Source organism: Mycolicibacterium mageritense, from assembly GCF_010727475.1.
GTDB classification, from domain to species: Bacteria; Actinomycetota; Actinomycetes; order Mycobacteriales; family Mycobacteriaceae; genus Mycobacterium; species Mycobacterium mageritense.
The window spans coordinates 2,225,205-2,247,293 of sequence record NZ_AP022567.1 but is presented as its reverse complement, the minus strand read 5'-3'; the positions used below and the strand labels follow the sequence as shown (position 1 = coordinate 2,247,293).

Here is a 22,089-nt window from a genome sequence, read left to right as displayed (position 1 = left end):
GCTCACAGCCAGTCGCGGCGTTTGAACATCACGTACAGCAGGACGACGAGCACCACGATCAACGCGGAGCTCGCGATGAACCCGACGACCGTGTTGATGCCCGGGTAGGTGACGTTCTGGCCGTAGAAACCCGTGATCGCGGTCGGCACCGCGATGATGGCGGCCCAGCCGGTCAGCTTCTTTATGACCGTGTTGAGCCGCGCGTCCTGCAGCGACAGGTTGGTCTCGAACACCGTCGTGACCATGTCGCGCAGCGACTCGGTCCACTCCGAGGCCCGCAGCACGTGGTCGTAGAGATCGGCATAAAGTGGATCGAGCTCGGGCGAGATCTTCGCGTCGAGCCTGCGGTGCTGGATGGTGCTGACCACCTCGCGCATCGGAAGCACCACACGCCGCAGCTCGACGAGATCCTTGCGTAACCGGAAAGTGCGCCGCTGCAGCCCACGTCGGGGCCCGCGGTCGTCGAACAGCTCGTCCTCGAGACCCTCGATCGCGTCGTCGAGGTCTTGCACGGCCTCGAAATGTCCGTCGACCACCACATCGAGCAGGCCGTGCACGAGTGCGCCGACACCGTACTCCTGCCCGCCGAGCTCGTCGAAGCGCTGCGACACCTCTTCGACATCGAACTCGTCCTCCGCGTGGTCGACCGACGGCAGCCGGACCGTGATGAGGCCGCGCGGCAGAACGAAGGCCGATATGCGGTGCTTGATCAAAGTCGAGGCCATGTCGTCTTCCGGCGTCCTGATGTCGATCGCGTACACCGTGAAAAACGTATGAGTGTGGTACACCGAGGCTTTCGTGCGCTCCATCGGGGCGATCGAATCCTCGACCGCCCAGATGTTGAGCCCGAGTTCGTCTGCCAGGCCGCGCAGCGTCTCGTGATCGGGGTCGTAGATGTCGGCCCACAACAGCGCGTCTTTGTCGGCGAGACAATCGGAGATCGACTCGAACGTGAAGCTGTCATCGGGCTGCCCATCCCGCCACACCCGGCCCCGCACCTGCGTCACGCGGGCCCCGCCGTCATCATCGGCAGCAGGTAGGTGCGCACATATTCGCGGGTGTCGTCGAGTGTCGCGAGTTTGATGCTCGTGTGGGGGGTCACGATGAACGACAACGTGAGCCGGGTGTGCAGCTCGGCGACCGTGCGGATGTGCCGCTCCTGTTCGGGTGTGGTCTTCTTCGTGCCGTAGAGGTCGGTGCGTAGTTCGGCCACCGAGTAGTCGGTCGCGAAGTCGATGATGGCGCCGGCGTCGACAGTCAGGCTGGGCAGGATGGTCTCCGGTTCGGTGCGCAGGAGCTTCTTGAGCAGAGCATGGTCGCGCAGGAACGTCACTGTGAAAACGGTGTCGTAGACCAGGCGATCCTCGAGGTTGTCGCCGTGGGCGCGCGCCTGTGCGCTCCCCTCGAGGTAGCGCCGCGCTTCGGAGAGCACGAGAGCATCGATGAGGACGTCCTTGGTGGGAAAACGCCGATAGAGCGTGGCCCGGCCGACGCCGCTGCGTCGTGCGACATCTTCCATCGTGGTGCGCCGGATGCCGACGAGCTCTGCCTGCTCGAGCGTCGCGCTCAGGATCCGCGTGGTGATCTCGTCGGGCTCACGCACCCGGGCCAGCACGGTCGGGTCGGGTTCGGCGAGCTTGCGCACGAAGTCCGCCGTTCGCGTCGATGTCACGCAATCCCTCCTTGCCACTGCGTCCCGATCGTCGTAGCGGAGCGACCGAGACGAGCGAGACGATGAGCGTCTAAGTGTCTCGATCGTCTCATCATACTGACTCGGCCCCACGAGGGAGGGCGTAATGAGCGTCGGATTGTGGACACGCTGGCTGGCCATGCACGCGGTGCCGAAGGCCTTCATGACGGTTCAGGGCCGCACGGGAAATCCGCTGGGTGCGCTGATCTCCAGCCACGGGAGGGGCATCGATCCCTATCCCCTGATGGAGGAGATCAGGCGGCGGGGCCGGCTCGTCCGGACACCATTCGTGTGGGCCACCGTCGATCATGCGGTCAGCCGGGAGATCCTGCGTGACAAGCGCTTCGGTGTCACACCGCCCAGCGGTATGGAGATGCCGCGCCCACTCCGCATGCTGCTCGACCGGACCGATCCCCGCGTGGCCAACCCGGTCGAGCCGCCCGCGATGGTCATCGTCGACCCGCCCGACCACACGCGGTACCGGCAGTTGGTGGCGCAGAGCTTCACGCCGCGCGCCATCGACAAGCTCGACACCCGGGTCGCCGAGGTGACCGCCGAACTCATCGACCGACTGGAAAGTACGCCCCGGCCCGATCTGATCGCCGACTTCGCCGCGGCGCTTCCGGTCGCGATGATCGCCGAGATTCTCGGACTGCCCACGGAAACCCATGCGCAACTGCTGGATTGGGGTCACCACGGTGCACCGCTGCTGGACATCGGAATCCCGTGGCGGACATACCGGCGCGGCATCGAGGGGCTCCGCGGTCTCGACGGCTTCCTCGCCGCGCATTTCGCCCGGGTGCGCAGCGGCGGGGCCGACGACAATCCGTTCAGCCGGATGGCCGCCGACCACACGCTCACCGACCACGAGCTCACCGCCAATGCAGCGCTTCTCATCGGAGCGGGCTTCGAGACCACGGTCAACCTCATCGGCAACGGCATCGTCATGCTGCTGCGTCACCCAGACCAGCTAGCCCGGCTCCGGGACAACCCCGAGCTGTGGCCCGCCGCCGTCGACGAGATCCTGCGCATCGACAGCCCCGTGCAGATGACCGCGCGGACCGCGCAGTGCGATGTCGAGATCGCCGGGCAACAGCTCAGTGCCGGCAGTATGGTCGCGGTACTGCTCGGCGGCGCCAACCGCGACCCGCGGGTTTTTCCCGAGCCGACGCGGTTCGACATCACCCGTCCCAACGCGCGCGAGCATCTGGCGTTCGCGTCGGGCATCCACGTCTGTCTCGGCGCCGCGCTGGCGAGGATCGAGGGCGCGACGGCTCTGCGCGTGCTGTTCGAGGCCTACCCCGACTTGCAACTGACCGAGGCTCCACGCCCGCGTGGGCTGGTCAACCTGCACGGATACCTCAAGCTCCCGGCACATCTGGGGAGCCGGCGCACCGAGGCCGCCGGGCTGCTTTGCTGAGCTCGGTACGCTCGGTGGGGACCGTTCCGATCTTGAACACGAGGCCCCCACGCGCATGACCGATTCCCCGCTCGAAGGACTGCTCGCGCGCACCGGCGGGATCCGCGGCCTCGTCTATTCGTCGTTGCCCGTGACCACCTTCGCGGTGACCTCGGCAGCCTTCGGACGTATCCCGGCCACGGTCGCGGCCCTCACGGCGGCCGCGCTCGTACTGGGCTGGCAGCTGCTGCGGCGGGAATCCATCCGTCCGGCGCTGTGGGGGTTCGCCGGGGTGGCGGCGTGCGCGGGGCTTGCGCTGGTGACCGGCAAGGCCAAGGACTTCTATCTGCCCGGCATCTGGGCGGCGCTGGTGATGGCTGTGCTCTTCACGCTGTCGATCGTGATCCGGCGCCCGCTGGTCGGGGTGGTGTGGGCCTGGGCGACCGGCCGCGACGGCGCGTGGCGTCGAGTTCCCCGGGTGCTCTTGGCGTTCGACCTCGTGACCGCGGTCATGGCGGTGGTGTCGTGGTCGCGCTTCCTGGTGCAGAACTATCTGTACGGCACCGACCAGGACAGCCTGCTCGCGGTCGCGCGCATCGCCATGGGATGGCCGCTGTTCCTGGTGACCACGTCTCTGATCCTGCTCACCGTCCGGTACGCAATTCGCGCGCTGCCCCGCGTCGCGGCCTGACGGTACAAAAACTCACCGCGATTCCAGACCTTCACCACCGACGGCGCCGCGGGTAGCAATACGCGGGTGAACACGACGCCGTCTGCCTGCTGTCGCTGAAGCCAGTTCGCACACCGCTTCAGCCAACAGAAAGTCTGCCATCGTGTCTGTCTTCGTCGACATTGTTCCGAGCGAGTCCGAAACCGACTCGCCACGTCCCGTCGCGCCGTCGAACCGATGGCGCGCCCTGCTGACCAAGGCCGCCCTGCCGCTGCTGTCGGTCGTCGTGTTCTTCGCGGTGTGGCAGATCGTCGCGCTGGCCGGCATCTGGAACCAGACGTTCGTGCCGTACCCGAGCACGGTGTGGCGCGCGTTCATCGACGTCTCCACGACGCATGACGGTGCCCGCGGCTATGCGGGCTACACCCTGATCGAGCACCTGTACATGACGCTGCGCCGGGTGTTCGCGGGCGTCGTGATCGGTGTGGTGGTCGGCGTGCTTCTGGGCTTGGTCATGGGTTCGGTGGGCTGGTTGCGCAGCGTGCTCGAACCGTGGCTGACGTTCCTGCGGGCGCTGCCGCCACTCGCGTACTTCTTCCTGTTGGTGATCTGGCTGGGCATCGACGAGGCGCCGAAGATCACGCTGCTGGCGCTGGCCGCCCTGCCACCCGCCGCCGTGGCCACCACCGCGGCCGTCGTCGCCGCACCCGTCGGGCTGCAGGAGGCGGCGCGCGCGCTCGGCGCAACCCGGACCCAGGTGATCCGTGACGTCGTGGTGCCCTCGGCCCTGCCGGAGACGTTCACCGGGATCCGGCTGGCCGTCGGCATGGCGTACTCGTCGGTCGTGGCCGCCGAACTGTTCAACGGCATCCCCGGGATCGGCGGATTGGTCAAGGACGCAAGCAATTACAACAACACGCCGGTCGTGCTGGTCGGGATCTTCGCCATCGGGATCTCGGGCCTGGTGATCGACGGTGTGCTGCGGGCTGTCGAACGGCGGGCCGTGCCATGGAGAGGGAAAATATGAGATTCAACAAACTGCTCACGGTGCTGGCCGCAGCCACGGTTGCGCTGGCCGGCTGCGCGGTCGACCACTCCGGGCAGGATGCCGAGAAGCCGACGATTCGCATTGGCTACCAGTCCTTTCCGAGCGGCGACCTGATCGTCAAGAACAACAAGTGGCTGGAACAGGCGCTGCCCGACTACAACATCAAGTGGACCAAGTTCGACTCGGGCGCCGACGTCAACACGGCGTTCATCGCCAAGGAGCTGGACTTCGCCGCGCTGGGGTCCAGCCCCGTGGCGCGCGGGCTGTCCGCACCGCTCAACATCCCGTACAAGGTCGCGTTCGTGCTCGACGTCGCAGGTGACAACGAGGCGCTGGTGGCGCGCGACGGCACCGGCGTCAACTCGATCGCCGATCTGAAGGGCAAGCGGATCGCCACGCCGTTCGCTTCCACGGCGCACTACAGCCTGCTGGCCGCGCTGGCCCAGAACGGCTTGTCGGCCAGTGACGTTCAGCTGATCGACCTGCAACCGCAGGCCATCCTGGCGGCATGGGACCGTGGCGACATCGCGGCTGCCTACACGTGGTTGCCCACGCTGGATCAGCTACGCAAGACCGGCAAGGATCTGATCACGAGCCGGCAGCTGGCCAAGGACGGCAAGCCGACGCTTGACCTCGGTGCGGTGTCCGACGAGTTCGCCGCCGCGCATCCCGACGTGGTCGACGTGTGGCGCCAGCAGGAGGCACGCGCGCTCGGCGTCATCAAGGACGATCCGAGCGCGGCCGCCAAGGCGATCTCGGCAGAGATCGGGTTGAGCCCGGATGATGTTGCGGGACAACTCAAGCAGGGCGTGTACCTGACGCCGGCCGAGGTGGCGTCGCCGCAGTGGCTGGGCACCGACGGCCAGCCGGGCAACATCGCGGCCAACCTGCAGAGCGCATCGCAGTTCCTGGCCGACCAGAAGCAGATTCCGCAGGCCGCGCCGTTGAAGACCTTCCAGGATGCGATCTATACGAAGGGATTGCCAGGTGTCCTCTCCAAACAGCAGTGACCCCAAGGGCGGTCTGCGCATCGCCAACGTGGCGCACCGCTACGGGCAGGGCGACAACAAGGTGACGGCGTTGGGACCGGTGGATCTCGACGTCGAGCCTGGCGCCTTCCTGGTTCTGGTGGGCGCCTCGGGGTGCGGCAAGAGCACGCTGCTGCGGTTGATCGCGGGCTTCGAAACCCCTTCCGAGGGTGAGGTGCACGTGGCCGGTGCACCGCCGACGCCCGGGGTGACCTCCGGCGTGGTGTTCCAGCAGCCGCGGCTGTTCCCGTGGCGAACGGTCGGCGGCAACGTCGAACTCGCGCTCAAGTATGCCAAGGTGCCGCGCGAGCGCCGCGCCGAACGGCGTGAACAACTGCTCGAGCGGGTAGGCCTCGAAGGCACGGCAAAACGCAAGATCTGGGAGATCAGCGGCGGCCAGCAGCAGCGCGTCGCGATCGCTCGGGCATTGGCCGCCGAGACCCCGCTGTTCCTGCTCGACGAGCCGTTCGCCGCGCTCGACGCGCTGACCCGCGAACGTCTTCAGGAAGATGTCCGCCAGGTCAGCGCGGAGTCCGGCCGCACAACGGTTTTCGTGACCCACAGCGCGGACGAGGCCGCGTTCCTGGGATCGCGGATCGTGGTGCTGACGCGTCGGCCCGGCAAGGTGGCGCTCGATCTGCCGGTCGACCTGCCACGTACCGGCGTCGACCCGCACGAGCTGCGTCGCTCGCCGGAGTACCTCAAACTGCGGACCGAGGTCGGCGAGGCCGTCAAGGCCGCTGCGGCCTAGTTCCCGCGTCGAGTTCGACGAAAATGTTGTAAATCCGGTCAGGCAAAGACATTTTCGTCGAATTGGCGGTCGCTGGTCGCGCCGCTAGACCACGACCACCATCTTTCCGCCGGCCTCACCGGCTTCCATCACGCGGTGTGCCTCACGGATCTCGTCGAATGCGAACACCCGCGACGGCTTCGCGTCCAGTTCACCGCGTTCGACCTGGCCTGCGATGTCGCTCAACGGCACGTCGGACAGCGGGAAGCCGGGTGAGCCGAACACGAAGCTGCCGAAGAAGCTGAGGTTCACGCCGCTGGCCATACGCAACAGCGGGTTGAAATCGGGAATGGGGTCGAGCCCACCCAACCAGCCTGCCAGGCATGCGGTTCCACCGCGGCGCAGCATATCCAGAGAGTCGAGGATTGTGCTGTTGCCGACGAGGTCGAGCACGGCGTCGATGTGGCCGGACTCGGCGATGTGTGCACTCAGGTCTGGTACCTCTTTCTCGGCGCGGGCACCGAGGCCTTCCAGCAGCGCGAAGCGGTCCGGGTTCCGTGTGGTTGCGATGACGTGTGCACCCGCGTTGACCGCGAGCTTGACGGCTGCCTGACCGAAAGAGGATGTCGCGCCGCGAATCACGAGGGTCTGACCGGCCTGCAGGTCGATGTTGCGGAACAGGCAGGTCCACGCCGTCGCATACGTTTCCGGCAGCGCCGCAAGTTGGTCCCAGGGCAGATCGGATTCGATCAGTGCGACGTTGGCGGCTCGCACCCGGGTGTACTCGGCGTAGCTGCCGTTGACCGTTCGGCCGAGCCCGCCCATGAGCGCGGCTACCCTGGCGCCGACCGGGAATTCGCCGCCGGGACACGAGTCGACGATGCCGACGCATTCGATACCGCTGACCTCGGCAGCCTCGGCCCATTCCCCGCGCCGCATGTGCATCTCGGCATGGTTGATGCCGAAGGCCTTGATCTGGATGACGACTTCGCCGGCCTTTGGCTCAGGTTTGGGGATGTCGGTGTAGACGAGGCGGTCCAGGCCGCCGAAGCCGTCGAGGACGATGGCGCGCATGTGTGTGGTCATGACTGTTTCTCCAGTATTTCGTTGAGCTGTAGAAGATCTGAGGCGACGACATCAGGCTGGGGAACACCGGGAGCGGCGAGGATCGCGTTGCCGGGCCGCGCGATGAATGCGCCGCGGAACCCGGCAGCCTGGGCGCCGATGGTGTCCCACATGTGGGCCGCGACCATCATGCACGCGGCCGGCGCAACGTTCAGGTGTTCGGCAACGCCCGCGTATACCGCCGGTGCTGGCTTGAACGCCTGGTGCTCGTCGACGCTGAACTGGTGCTCGAAGTACCCGGTCAACCCGGCCCGCTCCAACGGCGTCGGGCCGTGCCGGTGTGGTGAATTGGTAAGGGTGACAAGGCGGAATCCGTTGGCCCGGAGACGCTGCAAGCCTTCTGCGGCATCTGGGTGGGCCGGCATCGTGCGCATGGCATCGGCGAGCGCGGCCAGGTCGGCATCGGTGATGTCGACTCCGTGGACGTCGGCGGTCATGCGCAACACCGATTGTCCGAGTGTGAAGAAGTCGGTGTAGCGCCCGGCCAGGGTGACGGCCATCGAGTACATCACGAGCTGGCCGAACCACTCCCGTAGCACCGACCGATCGCCGAACATCCGCACGAAATGCGGCTGCAGGGAATCGATGTCGATGAGCGTCTCGTTGACGTCGAACACCAACAGCTCGGGCCTCATCAACGAACCCGACGCTGCAGGAAACCGTCGATCAGGCCGGCGACCTCGTCGACGTGGGTTTCGAGCAGGAAGTGCCCACCGTCGAGCAGGTGGATCTCGGGGTCGACGGAGTCCTTGGCGAACGCGCGAGCACCGTCGGGTCCGAAGATGGGATCACCTTCGCCCCACACCGCGAGCACGGGAACCCCACTGGTGCGCAAGTATTCGTGCAGGGCGGGGTAGAGCGGCGCGTTGGTCGCGTAGTCGCGGAACAGCTTGAGCTGGATCTCGTCGTTGCCGGGCCGCGACACGATCGCGGCGTCGTGGACCCAGGTGTCCGGGTTGACCAGGCTCTCGTCGGAAACCCCGGTCAGGTATTGCCATTTGATGCCTTCGACGTCCAACGCGGTCCGCACGCCGGCTTCGGTTTCGGGGGTCTGCTCACGCTGGTAATCCCAGACGACGGTCCAGAAGCTCTCGACGAAGCCTTCGTCGTAGCCGTTGCCGTTCTGGGTCACGATCGCGGTGATGGCCTCCGGGTGTCGCAGTGCCAGCCGCCAGCCGATCGGAGCGCCGTAGTCCTGGACATAGATCGCGTAACGGGACACCCCGAGCTGGGCGAGCAGGCCCTCGGTCAGGTCCGCGAGCGCGTCGAAGCTGTAGTCGAACTCGGTGGCCGCAGGTGCGTCGGAGTGTCCGTAACCGAGGTGATCAGGCGCGATGACGTGGTAGCTGTCGGCCAACCGGGGGATGAGGTCGCGGAACATGTATGAGCTCGTGGGGAAGCCGTGCAGCAGCACGATCGTCGGGGCGTCGGGCGAGCCGGCCTCGCGGTAGAAGAGGCGCTGCCCGTCGACGGTGGCGTAGCGGTGGTGAACGGTCATGTGACTAACTCCTTTAAGTAGCGTTACCGGTTAGCGACATTCAACGCCGACGAGAGTAACCTGTCAATAGCTATTTGGAGGTTAGGTATGGAGCTGGTGGAAGTGGGCCTGCGCGACGAGGCGCTGCTGCTCGATCTGCTCAACACCACGCCGGTGATGGACGGGGTGCAACACGACCTGCTCGCGGAGGGGGCCGCGCGGGCCTGGCTGCGGGAGCATGGGGCGGCCGAAGGCGAGTTGGCGGATCTGGTCGCGGCCCGGAATGTGCTTCAGGCCGTGGTGCGCGGAAGCGAGTCGGCGGACAAGCTCGACCCGTTCCTCGAGGCCGTGGCATTACGCCCGACTGCGACAGTCGACGGGTTGAGCTGGGAACTGGACACCGACGACGCGATGCGCGGCGCGGTACGGGCGGTCTTGGCGTGGGACGCCCTGCGGATCAGCAGTCCCGGGCGCCTACGTGCGTGTGCGAACCCGGACTGCCGGCTGTTCCTGATCGATCGCAGCAAGCCCAACACCGCACGCTGGTGTTCGATGGCCATCTGCGGGAACCGAATGAAGGCGCGCAGGCATTACCAGCGCGCGAAGGCGACGGAGTGAGAGCGGGGTCTAGACCGGGGGATACGCCGGCGGCGGGTACACCCCGCGCAATCCCCACGGAACCCAGTTGAAGAAGTATTCGATCTCGTCACTGGCGTCATAGTCCGGATTCGGATCCATTCCGGCAGTCTAGACCGATAGCGCAAGACTCGGACAGGGATTGCCTACACTGTTCAACCATCCAGTTGATTGAGTTACCCCGGAGATGTTTATGCCATCCGATACAGAGGCCGGCCGCGGTCGCGCCGCCGCGTCCGCCAACGGCACGTCCCGCCGTGACGAGTTGTTGACCGTCGCGGCCAAGCTGTTCGCTGCGCGCGGTTACCACGGCACCAGGATGGACGACGTCGCCGAGGCCGTCGGCCTCAACAAGGCCACGGTGTACCACTACTACTCCAGCAAGTCGCTCATCCTCTACGACCTTTACAAGAGCACGGCCGACTTCACGGTCGAGGCGCTGCACGACGATCCGACCGCGTCGGCCCGCGAAACCATCTACCACTTCACCCGGCGACTGCTCACCGGCATCGCCAACGACCTGGAGAAGGCCGCGGTCTACTTCCAGGAGGGGCCCTACATCACCGAGTGGTTCACCGAGGAGCAGGTGGCCTACATCCGCCGGGCCGAGACGCAGGTCTATGAGCACGTGCGCGACGTGATCGACCGGGGCATCGCGAGCGGCGAGTTCTACGACTGCGACTCGCACGTCCTGGCCCTCGGCTACATCGGGATGACGCTCGGCTCCTACCGGTGGCTGCGGCCGCACGGCCGGCGCACGGCCCAGGAGATCGCCGTCGAGTTCAGCACCGCACTGCTGCGCGGCCTGATCCGAGACGAAGCCGTGCGCACGGGCGACCCGCTGGGCATCGACGTCGGCGAAACGCCCTAGAACGCGAACCGGTTCAGCACGTCGTAGCGGCTCCCGAGGGTCGCGTTGAGCACGCTGAACAGCAGCCGCTGGGCCGTCAACGGGATCGTCCGATAGTTGGCGTACGCCGGCACCCGCTCGAGGAGACGCAGCCGCGGATTCCACCGCTCGAGCTCGTGTACGTCGCCGATGCCCCATTTGACGATGCCGTTGCTGAACAGCCGGGACAGCTTGGGGCCGCTCGGAGCGATCGTGTCGAACGCGATCTCCCCGGTGTCGAAACGGTCGGTGAGTCGCTGCAAAAGGGCGCGGACATCGGCCTCGTCCAGGTACATGAGCAGGCCTTCGGCGATCACAAGGGTCGGGCGCCCCGTGGGGATCTCGTCGAGCCAGCCGGCGTCGGCGACCGACGATCCGATCATCCGGTAGCCCGGGCCGTCGTCGTAGAGCTTGCGCCGCAGCTCGATCACGCCGGGCTGGTCGACGTCGAACCAGTCGACGCCTGCCGGCCTGCCGATGCGGAACGCGCGCGTGTCCAAGCCGCAGCCGAGATGCAGCACGACCGCGTCGGGGTGCTTGTCGAGAAAGCTGACGGTCCAATCGTCGAGTTGCTTGGCGCGTAAGGCCACCAGGAACTGGTTGGCCCACGGTTGCGCGGCCCGGTGCATGCGTTTGAAGTCGTAGTCGATGCGGTCGACGGCTTCGGCAGCCGCGTGATCGCCCAGAACGGGCTGGGGTAACCGGCTTTCGCACGCGCGTAGGTAGAGCGTGCACACGTTGGTCCATTCGACCGAACGCCATTTCACCGAGCTGAAGTCGATCTTCGTCGTCGTCATGACTGCCTCCTGCTGTTCCGGTAGTCGGTCCAGAGCCGGATGAGTTCGTCGTGGTAGGCCTGGGTGGAGAATTCGCAGAAGTCCCGGAAGTCCTCGAGCCGCTCGCGCTGCTCGGCCCGGTCGTCACGGACCAGGGACAGGCCGAACTCCGCAGCGTCGATGCCGAGCTTCATGCGTGACAGCTGCGCGTCCATCACGCTCGTGAAGCCTCCGGGCCGGACGCGGTAGACATGCTGGCGCGTCGCACTGGGCAGCCGCTCGATCAGGCCGCCCTCCTGCAGCTGGCGCGCGACTGTGCTGACCGACGCCTTGCTGACCGCCAGCGACTTCGCCAGCGCGGTCAGCGACTGTTGCGGCGGATCGCAGATCATCAGCCAGCCGTAGAGCCTGCCCATCGTGCGCGACGCGCCGAGCAGCTCCATGAACAGGCCCATGCGATCGACGAACTCGCCCTCCTCCGGCGTCACAGTCACCTCCGGTCCTTATCGTTCAGTACGAACTGAACGAACTATACGTCGGGTCGGGCCGCCCGCGTCAACCCCCACGCAGCAGACTGGTCGGCATGACCGATTTGTTCCGATTGGACGGCAAGGTCGCCGTCGTCACGGGAGGCGGCCGAGGCATCGGCCTGATGATGGCGCGCGGCCTGCTGCAGGCCGGGGCAAGCGTGTACCTGTCGAGCCGCAAGGAGGCCGAGTTGGACGCCGCGGTCGAGGCGCTGTCCCCGCTCGGCCGGGTCGCGGCGGTGCCCGCGGATCTCGGGACCGCCGAGGGCGTGGCCGCGCTCACCGCCGCGCTCACCGGGCGCGAGGACGCGATCCACGCGTTGTTCAACAACGCCGGCGCGGCCTGGGGCGCGCCCTATGACGAGTTCCCGGAGTCCGGCTTCGACAAGGTCTACAACGTCAACGTCAAGGGTGTGTTCCTGCTGACGCGCGCGCTCACGCCGTTGCTGAATTCCGCTGCGACCGAGGATGATCCGGCCCGCGTCATCAACACCGGAAGCATCGACGGCATCGTCGCGCCGGGCAAGGGCCGGGACAACTTCTCCTACAGCGCCAGCAAGGCCGCCGTGCACATGCTGACGCAGCATCTCGCGGGTGAGCTTGCCCCCAAGATTCTCGTGAACGCCATCGCGCCGGGTTTGTTCGAATCCCGCATGACCAAGGAGATGCTGCGGGCCGGATCCGACGCGGTGGGTTCGGGTCTGCCCTTGGGCCGGATCGGGCAGCCCGACGACATCGCGGGCATCTCGGTGTTCCTGGCGAGCCGCGCGAGCTCCTACATCACGGGCGCGGTCATCCCGGTCGACGGCGGCGTGAGCACCATCCGATGAAGTCCACGATCCTGTCCCGGCGCGACCTCGACTTCCTGCTCTACGAGTGGCTGGACGTCGAAAAGCTCACGGCCCTGGAGCGATTCGCGGAGCACTCCCGGGAGACGTTCGACGGCGTGCTGGACCTGTGCGAGCAGCTCGCGACCCGCTACTTCGCGCCGCACAACAAGCGCAGCGATGCCGACGAGCCGACGTTCGACGGGCAGACCGTCACGCTGATCCCCGAGGTCAAGGAGGCGTGGGACGCGTTCGCCTCGGCCGACCTGATCGGAATGGGGCTCGACGCAGAGATCGGCGGAGCGCAACTGCCTGCCACCGTCGCACAGGCTGCCTTCGCGTGGATCGCCGCGGCCAACGTTTCGACGTCGGGCTACCTCATGCTCACCATCGCCAACGCCAACCTGCTGGCCCACTTCGGCACCCCCGAGCAGATCGAGGCATTCGTCAAACCCATGCTGGCGGGCCGGTTCTCGGGCACCATGGCGCTGTCGGAGACGCAGGCCGGATCGTCGCTGGCCGACATCACCACGCGCGCCGAGCCGCAGTCGGACGGTACCTACCGGCTGTTCGGCTCCAAGATGTGGATCTCGGGCGCCGAGCACGAGCTCACCGAGAACATCGTCAACCTCGTGCTGGCCAAGATTCCGGGTGGACCGGCCGGCACCAAGGGCATATCGCTGTTCATCGTGCCCAAATACCTGGCCGACGGCACTCGCAACGACGTCGCCATCTCGGGCCTCAATCACAAGATGGGGCAACGCGGTATCACCAACACCGTGCTGAACTTCGACGGTGCCGTCGGCTACCTCGTGGGCGAGCCGCACCGCGGCATCGTCTACATGTTCCACATGATGAACGAGGCGCGGCTCGGCGTCGGGATGGGGGCCGTCGCGCTCGGCTACACGGGATATCTCAAGTCGGTCGAGTATGCGCGCGGACGCCCGCAAGGCCGGCCGCTGGGCGTCAAGGATCCGTCGACCCCGCAGGTGCCGATCATCGAGCACGCCGACGTCAAGCGAATGCTGCTGGCGCAGAAGGCCTATGTCGAAGGCGGCCTCGCGCTGCTGCTGTATTGCGCCAAGCTCGTCGACGAGGGCGACAACGCGGTGCTCGACATCCTCACACCGATCGCCAAGAGCTGGCCGTCGCAGTGGTGCCTGGAGGCCAACAGCCTGGCGATCCAGGTACACGGCGGATACGGCTACACGCGCGAATACGACGTCGAACAGCACTACCGCGACAACCGGCTGAACCCGATCCACGAGGGCACGCACGGCATCCAGAGCCTCGATCTGCTGGGCCGCAAGGTGACGCAGAACGGCGGTGCGAGCCTCGTCGCGCTGGGGGAGCGGATCGCCGCCACGGTGACGACTGCGCACGCGAGGAGCAATGAGGATCCGGCACGTGGAGGTTCGGCCGCTGAGTTGGCCGACCAGCTGGACACCGCCTGGCGGCGGCTGGTCGCGGTCACCGGGGCGATGTTCGCCTCCGGCGATGTCGAGGCCGCGATGGCCAACAGCGCGGTGTACCTGGAGGCGTTCGGCCACATCGTGGTGGCGTGGATCTGGCTTGAGCAATTGCTGGCCGCCGAGAAGGCAGACGGAGATTTCTCCGATGACTTCTACCGGGGCAAACGGCAGGCCGCACGGTACTTCTACCGTTACGAACTGCCCAGGACCGCACCACAATTGGACCTGCTGGAAAGCCTGGATCGGACCACGCTGGACATGCGTGACGCCTGGTTCTGACAGTTATTCAATACCGGCATCAAGCGATACCAATTAAGGCTTGGACAGGTATCGCCGTGCTCCCTATTTTGTAGTGATGGCCGCCACAGTGCCACCCCGTTGCGGGCCATTTCACACACTTGTAGGAGCGAATGCCATGGCGATCTCAACCGCCCGACCACGTCGTCACCTCCTGTTCGCGGCGGCCGCCGCGACCGGCCTGGTGCTCAGCGCGTGCAGCGGCGTGCAGACCAGTACCGGCAGCGGGACCGGTGACAAATACCCGTCGGGCACCGTCGAGATGTACGTCGGCGCGTCCGCAGGCGGGTCGAGCGACCTGATCAGTCGCGCGGTGTCCAAAGGCCTGAGCGACAGCCTCGGCGCGTCGTTCCCGGTGATCAACCGTGAAGGGGCCAACGGGGCCTTGGCCGCTGCCGAGATCGCCAACGCGCCCGCCGACGGTTCCAAGATCGCCATCCAGAATGCCTCGCTGTACACCATCACGCCCCTGGCCGTCAGCCCCGACGAGGCCACCGACCTCAACAAGTTCGATGTCGTCTACGGCGTATCCCGCGACGACTACGTGCTGGTGACCAACCCGGCCAGCGGCTACAAGAGCGTCAAGGATCTGGACAACGCGGCCAAGATGATCAGGTACGGCACCACCGGCGTCGGTACCGGGGCCCAGCTCGCCGCGGCCCTGCTGTTCAAATCTCTCGACAAGCCCGCCACCGCGGTGCCCTTCGACGGCGGTGCCCCCGCGCTCACCGCACTGCTGGGCAACCAGATCGACGTCGCGGTGCTCCAGGTCGGTGAGGCGATCGAGAACATCAAGTCCAACAAGCTGGTTCCGCTTTCGGTGTTCGGTCCAGAGCGCATCGAGTATCTGCCCGACGTGCCGACGGCCAAGGAGCAGGGCTTCGACGTCGAGGTCACGCAGTACCGGTTCATGACGGTGCCAAAGGGCACGCCGCAAGACGTGTCGGACCGACTGGTCGAAGGCCTCAAGGCGACTTTCGCGACCGACGACTACAAGGCCTTCAACGAGCAGAACAGCCTCACACCCATGGAAGAGCCGGGCGACGAGGTGCTCAAGCAGCTCACTCAGGACAAGCAGCGCTACGCCGATCTGGTCAAGCAGTTCGGCATCGACCTGCGAGCCAGCTGAGCCATGGCCGGCAGCGAACACGTCAGCGGCGGTGACATTCTCGCCGAGATCGAGGCCGAGGTCGCACACGAGCTGGAAGAGGAACGCCCGCCCGCGGGTGGCCCGGCCTACCAGACCGTGGCCGCGGTCGTCGGCATCGTGGTCGGCCTGGGCGCCGCGGTGCTGGCCCACGGGTACGGTCTGGGCAGCCTGCGGGAGCCCGGGCCCGGGCTGTGGCCATTCGTGGTCGGCGTCGTCATCACGGTGCTGTCGGTGCTGCTGCTCGTGATCGGGCGCGGTCTCACCGATGCCGAGAAGTTCACGCGGGCCAGCGTGCTCGCGGCCGTCGGTGCCGTCACGTTCATCGCGTTCGGTGCGCTCATGCCGCTCATCGGATTCGAGCTCCCCGGTCTGGCGCTGTGCGTGATCTGGTTGCGGTTCCTCGGCGGCGAAAGCTGGCGCAGCACAGCGGTCATCAGCGTGGTCACCACCATCGTCTTCTACCTCCTGTTCCTCTACGGGCTGCGCATCCCGCTGCCGCACCTGATCGCCTTCTGAGAAACCGGCCCAAAAACCATGGACATCAACGCTTTTCTTGACGGGTTCGCGCTTGTCGTCGAACCGAAGAACCTGCTGTACTGCCTGATCGGCGTGCTCATCGGCATGGTCATCGGGGTGCTGCCCGGGCTCGGGCCTGCCGCCACCATCGCGATCCTGCTGCCGATCACCTACACCATCAATCCGCTGTCGGCGATCATCATGCTCGCGGGCATCTACTACGGCGCCCAGTACGGCGGCACCATCACGTCGGTGCTGCTGCGGCTACCCGGCGAGGCATCGTCGGTCGTGACGGTGTTCGACGGATTCGCGCTCGCCAAAAAGGGCAAGGCCGGTACCGCGCTCGGTATCGCGGCGATCGGATCCTTTGTCGGAGCCACGATCTCGATCATCGGGCTCTCGCTGCTCGCGCCGGTGATCGCCAAGGTCGCGCTCGACTTCGGGCCGCCGGAGTACGCCGCGCTCGCGCTGTTCGGTGTGCTGCTCGTGGCGACCATCGGCAGTGGCAACATGCTCAAGTCGCTGATCGCCGCGGCCATCGGTCTGCTGCTGGCGACCGTCGGCCGCGACAACTTCAGCGGCGCGTCGCGGTTCACGTTCGAGAGCCTGCAGCTGGCCGACGGCATCGACTTCGTCGTCGTGGCAATGGGTCTCTTCGGCGTGGGGGAGATCCTCTACAACCTCGAACAGCGACACGGCAAGCCGCATGTGCCTGCCACGGTGGGCAATGCGTGGCCGTCACGCAAAGACCTGCGCCAGTCTTCGGGGGCGATCGGGCGGGGATCGGTGATCGGCTTCATCCTCGGCGTGCTGCCCGGCGGAGGCGCGGTGCTGGCCTCGCTGGTCGCCTACGCCACCGAGAAGAAGCGGTCCAAGAACCCGGAGCGCTTCGGACGGGGTGCGGTCGAAGGGGTCGCGGCGCCCGAGACCGCCAACAACGCGGCGGCCACGTCGTCGTTCATCCCGCTGCTCACCATCGGCATCCCGGCCAACGCGTCGATGGCAATGTTGTTCGGCGCGTTGCTGATCCTCGGTGTCTCACCCGGGCCGCAGCTCGTCGACGAGCATCCGGACCTGTTCTGGGGCGTCATCAACTCGATGTACATCGGCAACCTCGCGCTGCTGATCCTGAGCATCCCTTTGGTCGGGCTGTTCGTCCGGATCCTGCGGGTGCGTCCGGCCATTCTGGCTCCGATCACCGCGCTCATCACGTTGTTGGGCGTCTACACCATCAACAATTCGACGTTCGACATCTTCGTGATGATCGCGTTCGGCGTGGTCGGCTACCTCATGAAGAAGACCGGCTTCGACCCCGGCCCGCTGGTGCTGGCCTTCGTGCTGGGCTCACTGGTCGAGTCGAACATCCGCCGTTCGATGCTGATCTTCGACGGCGATCCCACGGGCTTCGTCACCCGGCCGCTGTCGGGAATGATCTTCGCGGCGTTCGCGATCGTGATCTTGCTGCCCGCGGCGCGACTGCTGTTCAGGCGGCGCGTGGCGCACAAGAAGGAAGTCGAGACGGTCGACGAGGTGCCGGCGCGTTAACCGTTGGGCAGCGCTGTCAGCGCCCCGCGTCGAGGCGCCGGCGGGTGTTGCCCAGATGCAGGCGCATGGCGGCCCTCGCGAGGTCAGGCTCACCCGCGATCACCGCGGTCGCGATCTCCTCATGCTCGCGGCGGACACGTTCCGCGTGCGCCGCATCGGTGATCGAATGCTCGGCGCCAAGGCGGGTGCGCGTCAGCATGATCATCATGGGGCCCAGAGAGTCGACAAGGTCGACGTAGAAGCGATTGCCGCTGGCCGCCGCGACGGCCCGGTGGAACCGGAAGTCGGCTTCCACGGCGTCGTCGGGCGTGGCCGTGCCGAAGGCCGCGAGCGCGGCCCGCACCGCGTCGGCTCCTGCGGCGTCGATACGGGCGGCAGCCAGCGCAGCGGCCTCGCATTCGACGCCGAGGCGGAAGTCGACCATGTCGAGCACATCGCGGTGGGTCCGGATCGCGGCCGACTCGACCGTGAATGACGTCGGCTCCGGCACGGCGAGCACGAAAGAGCCACGGCCCTGGAAGGTTTCGACAAGGCCCTCGGCCCGCAACCGGGTCACGGCCTCACGAACCACGGTGCGGGACACGCCGAACTCGTCGATCAGCTCGGCCTCCGAGGGCAGTTTGTGCCCAGGCGGAAGGTCGCCGGCCAAGATCTTGTCCTTGAGGCCGGCGACCACCCTTTGCGATACGCTCACAGGCGGAATTCTGCCCGCTCCTTCGTCAACGCCCGCATCTGATCGCTCAATGTGAAACCGAGGCCGGCCCGCTCCGGCAGCCACATGCGGCCGTCGTGAATGTCGATGCGCTCGTTGAACAGCGGGTTGAGCCACTCGAAGTGCTCGACCCACGGCTCGGTCGGGTACGTCGCGGCGAGATGCAGGTGAATCTCCATCGCGTAGTGCGGAGCCAGCGCGAGCCCGGCGTGCGCGGCCAACGTCGCGAACCGCAGAAACGGCGTGATGCCGCCGATGCGGGGCGCGTCGGGCTGCACGATGCCGCGGTAGCCCGCGTCGATCAGCGCCATGTGCTCGGGCACCGACGTCAGCATCTCTCCCGTGGCGATCGGGGTGTCGAACGTGCGGCTGAGGTCGGCATGCCCGACGGCATCCCACGCATCGAGCGGCTCCTCGATCCAGATCAGGTCGTACCGCTCAAGCTCTCGGCACATCCGGCGTGCCCTGGCCCGATCCCACTGCTGGTTGGCGTCGACCATGAGCGGGGTTTCGCCGAGGTGCTCCCGCAGCGCGGCCACGCGCTCCAGGTCGGTCTTCCAGTCGGGTTGTCCGACCTTGATTTTGATGCCGCCGATGCCGGATTCCAGGGATGCGCTGGCCTTTTCCTTGATCTCATCGACCGAGGCCTGCAGGAAGCCGCCGGACGTGTTGTAGACACGGCAGGAATCCCGGTGCGCACCAATCAATTTCGCCAGCGGCAGCCCCGCGCGGCGCGCCTTGAGATCCCACAGTGCGACGTCGAGCGCCGCGATGGCCTGCGTCGCGACACCCGAGCGCCCGACGGACGCGCCCGCCCACAGCAGCGACTGGTAGATGCGGTCGATGTCGGACGGATCCTGACCGATCGCCACCTCGGCGATCTCGGCGAGGTGTGTGTACTGCGCCGGGCCACCGGCGCGCTTGGAGTAGCTGAACCCCATGCCTTCGAAGCCCTGTTCGGTGGCGACCTCGACGAACAGCAGCACGGTTTCGGTGAGCGGTTTCTGCCTGCCCGTCAGCACCTTGGCGTCGCTGACGGGGTTGGGCAGCGGCAGGATGACGTGGGACAGCGTGAGACGGCGGATGCGATCAGTCATATGACAAGTGTAGAACTTGTCATATAAGTTGGGAAGTGGTCAGTTGAACCGAATGATCTGCCGCACCGCGCGGCCCTCGGCGAGTTCGTCCATGCCCGCGTTGATCTCGTCGAGCGGGATGGTCGACGACACCAGTTCCTCGACCGGCAGTCGGCCCGCGCGCCACAGCTCGACGAACCGGGGGATGTCGCGGGCCGGCACCGCCGAGCCGAGATAGCTGCCGATCAGCGACCGGCCCTCGGCGACGAAACCCAAGGGAGACACCGAGATCCGGGCATCCGGGCGGGGTAGACCCACCGTGATGGTGCGCCCGCCCGCGCCGGTCAGCGCAATGGCTGTTTCGAGGGCCGCGGGGTGGCCTGCCGCTTCGATCACCACGGTGGCCTTGAGGTCGGCAGCCTCGTCGGGTGTGTAGGCCTCGTGCACGCCCAAGGCGCGGGCCCGGTCCAACTTGTCGGACAACTGATCGACGCCGATGATCCGGACATCGTCATGCGCGAGTGCGGTGAGCGCGGCCGCCATGCCGACGCCGCCGAGGCCGACCACGATCACGGTGTCGCCCGGCTGCGGCTTGCCGACGTTGAGCACCGCGCCGCCGCCGGTCAGCACCGCGCAACCCAGCAACGACGCGACCGTGGCCGGGACGTCGGCGGGCACCGGGACCACCGACCGGCGGTCCACCACGGCGTGGGTCGCGAACCCCGACACTCCGAGATGGTGGAACACCGGTTCGCCGTCGCGGCTGAGCCGGATGTCGCCGTTCATCAACGTGCCCGCACCGTTGGCGGCACTGCCCGGGGCGCACGGTGTCAGCCCGTCGGTCGCGCAGGCCGCACACTGGCCGCAGCGCGGCAGGAACGTCATCACCACGCGCTGCCCGACCGGCAGGTCAGAGTCCCCGGACTCCACGACGCCGGCCGCCTCGTGGCCCAACAACATCGGGACCGGTCGTACCCGGTTGCCGTCGACTACCGACAGGTCCGAATGACACAGGCCGGCGGCTTCGATGCGGACCAGCAGCTCACCCGGTCCGGGCTCGGCGAGGTCGAGTTCGGACACCGTCAGCGGCCGGGATCCGGTGTAGGGGCGTGGCGCGCCGATGCTTTCCAGGACAGCTCCGCGGATTCTCACATCCACCAGCCTGTCAGACTGTCGGCCATGGATCCGTCGCTGTCGAGCGCAGATTTCCCCGTGCACTGGCCGGTGCTGACCCGGTGGACCGACAACGACATGTTCGGCCACCTCAACAACGCGGTGTACTACGAGTTGTTCGACACCGCGATCAATGCGTGGATCGACACCACTTGCGACATCGACCCGATGACCGCGCCGTGGCTGGGCGTGGTCGCCGAATCCGGGTGCCGGTATTTCTCCGAGCTGAAGTTCCCGGACCCGCTGGTGGTCGGGCTGTCGGTGACCCGGTTGGGCAACAGCAGCGTCACCTACCAGCTCGGGCTTTTCGAGGCCGACGGCCCGGTTGCGGCCGTCGGGCACTGGGTGCACGTGTACGTCGACCGGGCCACGCGACGACCCATCCCGATTCCCGCCGCGATCCGCACGCTGCTGGGCTCGATATGCTCGCCCGATGCCGCTCGTGAGCAAGACCGTAGAGGTTGAAGCCCCCGCCGAGAAGATCATGGCGATCGTCGCCGACTTCGAGGCCTATCCGCAGTGGAATCCCGAGATCAAAGGGTGCTGGATCCTGGCCCGCTACGACGACGGGCGTCCCAGCCAGCTGCGGCTGGACGTCGAGATCCAGGGCCAGTCGGGCGTCTTCATCAACGCGGTTTACTACCCCGCCGAGAACCAGGTCTACACAGTGCTGCAGCAGGGCGACCATTTCGCCAAGCAGGAGCAGCGGTTCTCGGTCGTGCCGCTCGGGGAGACGACCACGCTGCTCCAAGTCGATCTCGACGTCGAGGTCGACACCAAGCTGCCGATCCCCGCGCTGATGGTCAAGAAGCTGATCGGCGACACGCTGGACCACCTTGCCAACGCCCTCATCGCCAGGGTTCAGCAGCTGGCCTGAGGTCGGCGGCGGCCGCACGCAGGGCGGCCACGCGTTCTCGGATCCGGTATTCGGTTCCGCGCGGCATCGACGCGGGCCGGTAGCAGCCGTGCCGTACGCGGAACACGCGACCGTGGGTGATCTCGGCGCGTAAGGCGTCCGAAACGGCCTTTGATGGTCGCCCTTTCACGGTGAAGCCTTGGTCGCTCAGCGCGTCGACGAGATCGGCGACGCTCTGCGGGCCGGTGCGGAACAGGTGCAGCGTGAGCACGTAGCGAAGTGCGGTGCCGCGCAACAGGATTTTGTCCGACATGGCGTCACAGTGCCACCGAGGTCCGACAGTGTCACACCTGTCACAGCCGTCACCGCCCGGGGCGGGGTGTCGTTCTGCCCGGCTGTTTGCGACAAAGTCGCAGAACAAGTCCCTCAGGACACTTGAATCGCTTTTACCCCACAGAAAACATCCCACC

25 protein-coding genes and 1 pseudogene are annotated in these 22,089 nt (G+C 66.7%); 14 read left to right on the top strand and 12 right to left on the bottom strand.

Going from position 1 to position 22,089, the window contains the following annotated elements; all coding sequences use genetic code 11:
• Positions 1-2: 2 nt before the first annotated feature.
• Positions 3-1,007 (bottom strand): magnesium transporter CorA family protein, encoded by a 1,005-nt coding sequence (locus tag G6N67_RS10785; RefSeq protein ID WP_036432260.1) that lies wholly within the window; start codon positions 1,005-1,007, stop codon positions 3-5.
• A complete protein-coding gene (locus G6N67_RS10780) occupies positions 1,004-1,672 on the bottom strand; it encodes a TetR/AcrR family transcriptional regulator (protein ID WP_036432262.1) in 669 nt (222 codons plus the stop codon). The genes G6N67_RS10785 and G6N67_RS10780 overlap by 4 nt, the downstream gene beginning before the upstream one ends.
• A gap of 124 nt (positions 1,673-1,796) precedes the next feature.
• Between G6N67_RS10780 and G6N67_RS10775 the strand changes: the two genes are divergently transcribed.
• The 5 genes from G6N67_RS10775 (at position 1,797) to G6N67_RS10755 (ending at position 6,586) form a co-directional block, all read left to right on the top strand.
• Positions 1,797-3,110, top strand: coding sequence for a cytochrome P450 (locus G6N67_RS10775; RefSeq protein WP_036432264.1), 1,314 nt, complete (start codon positions 1,797-1,799; stop codon positions 3,108-3,110).
• A gap of 55 nt (positions 3,111-3,165) precedes the next feature.
• Complete coding sequence (locus G6N67_RS10770; protein WP_036432266.1) at positions 3,166-3,780, top strand: DUF3159 domain-containing protein; 615 nt, start codon at positions 3,166-3,168, stop codon at positions 3,778-3,780.
• A 142-nt stretch (positions 3,781-3,922) separates the two neighbouring features.
• Positions 3,923-4,786 carry an ABC transporter permease gene (locus G6N67_RS10765; protein WP_036432269.1) on the top strand — a complete coding sequence of 288 codons (864 nt, stop codon included), beginning with the start codon at positions 3,923-3,925 and terminating at the stop codon, positions 4,784-4,786.
• Positions 4,783-5,817: a taurine ABC transporter substrate-binding protein gene (locus tag G6N67_RS10760; protein ID WP_036432270.1), complete on the top strand. Its 1,035-nt coding sequence runs from the start codon at positions 4,783-4,785 to the stop codon at positions 5,815-5,817. Before G6N67_RS10765 ends, G6N67_RS10760 begins: the two co-directional genes overlap by 4 nt.
• A complete protein-coding gene (locus tag G6N67_RS10755; protein ID WP_051578669.1) occupies positions 5,768-6,586 on the top strand; it encodes an ABC transporter ATP-binding protein in 819 nt (272 codons plus the stop codon). The genes G6N67_RS10760 and G6N67_RS10755 overlap by 50 nt, the downstream gene beginning before the upstream one ends.
• Before the next feature lie 84 nt (positions 6,587-6,670).
• Here the strand turns inward: G6N67_RS10755 and G6N67_RS10750 are convergent, their stop codons facing one another.
• The 3 genes from G6N67_RS10750 to G6N67_RS10740 are packed head-to-tail and all read right to left on the bottom strand — an operon-like array spanning position 6,671 to position 9,188.
• Entirely contained in the window at positions 6,671-7,651 is a 981-nt protein-coding gene (locus G6N67_RS10750; RefSeq protein WP_110798402.1) for a zinc-binding alcohol dehydrogenase family protein, read from the bottom strand.
• Positions 7,648-8,325: a haloacid dehalogenase type II gene (locus G6N67_RS10745; RefSeq protein ID WP_036432274.1), complete on the bottom strand. Its 678-nt coding sequence runs from the start codon at positions 8,323-8,325 to the stop codon at positions 7,648-7,650. The genes G6N67_RS10750 and G6N67_RS10745 overlap by 4 nt, the downstream gene beginning before the upstream one ends.
• Positions 8,325-9,188 (bottom strand): alpha/beta fold hydrolase, encoded by an 864-nt coding sequence (locus G6N67_RS10740; protein WP_036432275.1) that lies wholly within the window; start codon positions 9,186-9,188, stop codon positions 8,325-8,327. The genes G6N67_RS10745 and G6N67_RS10740 overlap by 1 nt, the downstream gene beginning before the upstream one ends.
• Before the next feature lie 87 nt (positions 9,189-9,275).
• Between G6N67_RS10740 and G6N67_RS10735 the strand changes: the two genes are divergently transcribed.
• Entirely contained in the window at positions 9,276-9,785 is a 510-nt protein-coding gene (locus G6N67_RS10735; RefSeq protein WP_036432278.1) for a CGNR zinc finger domain-containing protein, read from the top strand.
• A 9-nt stretch (positions 9,786-9,794) separates the two neighbouring features.
• Here G6N67_RS10735 and G6N67_RS39145 read toward each other — a convergent pair.
• Positions 9,795-9,905, bottom strand: a pseudogene (locus G6N67_RS39145) (CAP domain-containing protein); the annotation flags it as partial.
• A gap of 91 nt (positions 9,906-9,996) precedes the next feature.
• Between G6N67_RS39145 and G6N67_RS10730 the strand changes: the two are divergent.
• Positions 9,997-10,674, top strand: coding sequence for a TetR/AcrR family transcriptional regulator (locus G6N67_RS10730; protein ID WP_036432279.1), 678 nt, complete (start codon positions 9,997-9,999; stop codon positions 10,672-10,674).
• Here G6N67_RS10730 and G6N67_RS10725 read toward each other — a convergent pair.
• Positions 10,671-11,489 carry a class I SAM-dependent methyltransferase gene (locus tag G6N67_RS10725; RefSeq protein ID WP_036432280.1) on the bottom strand — a complete coding sequence of 273 codons (819 nt, stop codon included), beginning with the start codon at positions 11,487-11,489 and terminating at the stop codon, positions 10,671-10,673. The two genes, G6N67_RS10730 and G6N67_RS10725, sit on opposite strands and share 4 nt — an antisense overlap.
• Complete coding sequence (locus G6N67_RS10720; protein ID WP_036432281.1) at positions 11,486-11,956, bottom strand: GbsR/MarR family transcriptional regulator; 471 nt, start codon at positions 11,954-11,956, stop codon at positions 11,486-11,488. Before G6N67_RS10720 ends, G6N67_RS10725 begins: the two co-directional genes overlap by 4 nt.
• A 95-nt stretch (positions 11,957-12,051) precedes the next feature.
• Between G6N67_RS10720 and G6N67_RS10715 the strand changes: the two genes are divergently transcribed.
• From G6N67_RS10715 to G6N67_RS10695, 5 genes are all read left to right on the top strand, one after another.
• A complete protein-coding gene (locus tag G6N67_RS10715) occupies positions 12,052-12,825 on the top strand; it encodes an SDR family oxidoreductase (protein ID WP_036432282.1) in 774 nt (257 codons plus the stop codon).
• Positions 12,822-14,573: an acyl-CoA dehydrogenase gene (locus G6N67_RS10710; protein WP_036432283.1), complete on the top strand. Its 1,752-nt coding sequence runs from the start codon at positions 12,822-12,824 to the stop codon at positions 14,571-14,573. Before G6N67_RS10715 ends, G6N67_RS10710 begins: the two co-directional genes overlap by 4 nt.
• Before the next feature lie 136 nt (positions 14,574-14,709).
• Positions 14,710-15,720 carry a Bug family tripartite tricarboxylate transporter substrate binding protein gene (locus tag G6N67_RS10705; RefSeq protein WP_036432285.1) on the top strand — a complete coding sequence of 337 codons (1,011 nt, stop codon included), beginning with the start codon at positions 14,710-14,712 and terminating at the stop codon, positions 15,718-15,720.
• A 3-nt stretch (positions 15,721-15,723) separates the two neighbouring features.
• Positions 15,724-16,257, top strand: coding sequence for a tripartite tricarboxylate transporter TctB family protein (locus tag G6N67_RS10700; RefSeq protein ID WP_081812511.1), 534 nt, complete (start codon positions 15,724-15,726; stop codon positions 16,255-16,257).
• Positions 16,258-16,275: 18 nt separating this feature from the next.
• A complete protein-coding gene (locus G6N67_RS10695; protein WP_036432287.1) occupies positions 16,276-17,802 on the top strand; it encodes a tripartite tricarboxylate transporter permease in 1,527 nt (508 codons plus the stop codon).
• A gap of 16 nt (positions 17,803-17,818) precedes the next feature.
• On the opposite strand, the gene G6N67_RS10690 is transcribed toward G6N67_RS10695, so the two are convergent.
• Genes G6N67_RS10690 through G6N67_RS10680 form a run of 3 tightly spaced genes read right to left on the bottom strand, consistent with a single transcriptional unit; the run spans position 17,819 to position 20,742 of the window.
• Positions 17,819-18,496 carry a FadR/GntR family transcriptional regulator gene (locus G6N67_RS10690; RefSeq protein ID WP_036432288.1) on the bottom strand — a complete coding sequence of 226 codons (678 nt, stop codon included), beginning with the start codon at positions 18,494-18,496 and terminating at the stop codon, positions 17,819-17,821.
• On the bottom strand, positions 18,493-19,611 hold the full coding sequence (locus tag G6N67_RS10685) for an L-talarate/galactarate dehydratase (protein WP_036432290.1): 1,119 nt from the start codon (positions 19,609-19,611) through the stop codon (positions 18,493-18,495). Before G6N67_RS10685 ends, G6N67_RS10690 begins: the two co-directional genes overlap by 4 nt.
• A 39-nt stretch (positions 19,612-19,650) precedes the next feature.
• Positions 19,651-20,742 carry an alcohol dehydrogenase catalytic domain-containing protein gene (locus G6N67_RS10680; protein WP_036432292.1) on the bottom strand — a complete coding sequence of 364 codons (1,092 nt, stop codon included), beginning with the start codon at positions 20,740-20,742 and terminating at the stop codon, positions 19,651-19,653.
• Positions 20,743-20,769: 27 nt separating this feature from the next.
• Between G6N67_RS10680 and G6N67_RS10675 the strand changes: the two genes are divergently transcribed.
• Both G6N67_RS10675 and G6N67_RS10670 read left to right on the top strand, forming a co-directional pair.
• Positions 20,770-21,228 (top strand): acyl-CoA thioesterase, encoded by a 459-nt coding sequence (locus G6N67_RS10675; RefSeq protein ID WP_036435412.1) that lies wholly within the window; start codon positions 20,770-20,772, stop codon positions 21,226-21,228.
• Complete coding sequence (locus tag G6N67_RS10670) at positions 21,197-21,640, top strand: SRPBCC family protein (protein WP_036432294.1); 444 nt, start codon at positions 21,197-21,199, stop codon at positions 21,638-21,640. Before G6N67_RS10675 ends, G6N67_RS10670 begins: the two co-directional genes overlap by 32 nt.
• Here G6N67_RS10670 and G6N67_RS10665 read toward each other — a convergent pair.
• Positions 21,612-21,932: a hypothetical protein gene (locus G6N67_RS10665; RefSeq protein ID WP_036432296.1), complete on the bottom strand. Its 321-nt coding sequence runs from the start codon at positions 21,930-21,932 to the stop codon at positions 21,612-21,614. The two genes, G6N67_RS10670 and G6N67_RS10665, sit on opposite strands and share 29 nt — an antisense overlap.
• Positions 21,933-22,089 lie beyond the last annotated feature (157 nt).

Bases quoted from the DNA above. Each gene is read 5' to 3' on its own strand.
- G6N67_RS10775 (WP_036432264.1), top strand. From the start codon at position 1,797: ATGAGCGTCGGATTGTGGACACGCTGGCTGGCCATGCACGCGGTGCCG.
- G6N67_RS10770 (WP_036432266.1), top strand. From the start codon at position 3,166: ATGACCGATTCCCCGCTCGAAGGACTGCTCGCGCGCACCGGCGGGATC.
- G6N67_RS10760 (WP_036432270.1), top strand. From the start codon at position 4,783: ATGAGATTCAACAAACTGCTCACGGTGCTGGCCGCAGCCACGGTTGCG.
- G6N67_RS10755 (WP_051578669.1), top strand. From the start codon at position 5,768: ATGCGATCTATACGAAGGGATTGCCAGGTGTCCTCTCCAAACAGCAGT.
- G6N67_RS10750 (WP_110798402.1), bottom strand. From the start codon at position 7,651: ATGACCACACACATGCGCGCCATCGTCCTCGACGGCTTCGGCGGCCTG.
- G6N67_RS10745 (WP_036432274.1), bottom strand. From the start codon at position 8,325: ATGAGGCCCGAGCTGTTGGTGTTCGACGTCAACGAGACGCTCATCGAC.
- G6N67_RS10740 (WP_036432275.1), bottom strand. From the start codon at position 9,188: ATGACCGTTCACCACCGCTACGCCACCGTCGACGGGCAGCGCCTCTTC.
- G6N67_RS10735 (WP_036432278.1), top strand. From the start codon at position 9,276: ATGGAGCTGGTGGAAGTGGGCCTGCGCGACGAGGCGCTGCTGCTCGAT.
- G6N67_RS10730 (WP_036432279.1), top strand. From the start codon at position 9,997: ATGCCATCCGATACAGAGGCCGGCCGCGGTCGCGCCGCCGCGTCCGCC.
- G6N67_RS10725 (WP_036432280.1), bottom strand. From the start codon at position 11,489: ATGACGACGACGAAGATCGACTTCAGCTCGGTGAAATGGCGTTCGGTC.
- G6N67_RS10715 (WP_036432282.1), top strand. From the start codon at position 12,052: ATGACCGATTTGTTCCGATTGGACGGCAAGGTCGCCGTCGTCACGGGA.
- G6N67_RS10710 (WP_036432283.1), top strand. From the start codon at position 12,822: ATGAAGTCCACGATCCTGTCCCGGCGCGACCTCGACTTCCTGCTCTAC.
- G6N67_RS10705 (WP_036432285.1), top strand. From the start codon at position 14,710: ATGGCGATCTCAACCGCCCGACCACGTCGTCACCTCCTGTTCGCGGCG.
- G6N67_RS10700 (WP_081812511.1), top strand. From the start codon at position 15,724: ATGGCCGGCAGCGAACACGTCAGCGGCGGTGACATTCTCGCCGAGATC.
- G6N67_RS10695 (WP_036432287.1), top strand. From the start codon at position 16,276: ATGGACATCAACGCTTTTCTTGACGGGTTCGCGCTTGTCGTCGAACCG.
- G6N67_RS10685 (WP_036432290.1), bottom strand. From the start codon at position 19,611: ATGACTGATCGCATCCGCCGTCTCACGCTGTCCCACGTCATCCTGCCG.
- G6N67_RS10675 (WP_036435412.1), top strand. From the start codon at position 20,770: ATGGATCCGTCGCTGTCGAGCGCAGATTTCCCCGTGCACTGGCCGGTG.
- G6N67_RS10670 (WP_036432294.1), top strand. From the start codon at position 21,197: ATGCCGCTCGTGAGCAAGACCGTAGAGGTTGAAGCCCCCGCCGAGAAG.
- G6N67_RS10665 (WP_036432296.1), bottom strand. From the start codon at position 21,932: ATGTCGGACAAAATCCTGTTGCGCGGCACCGCACTTCGCTACGTGCTC.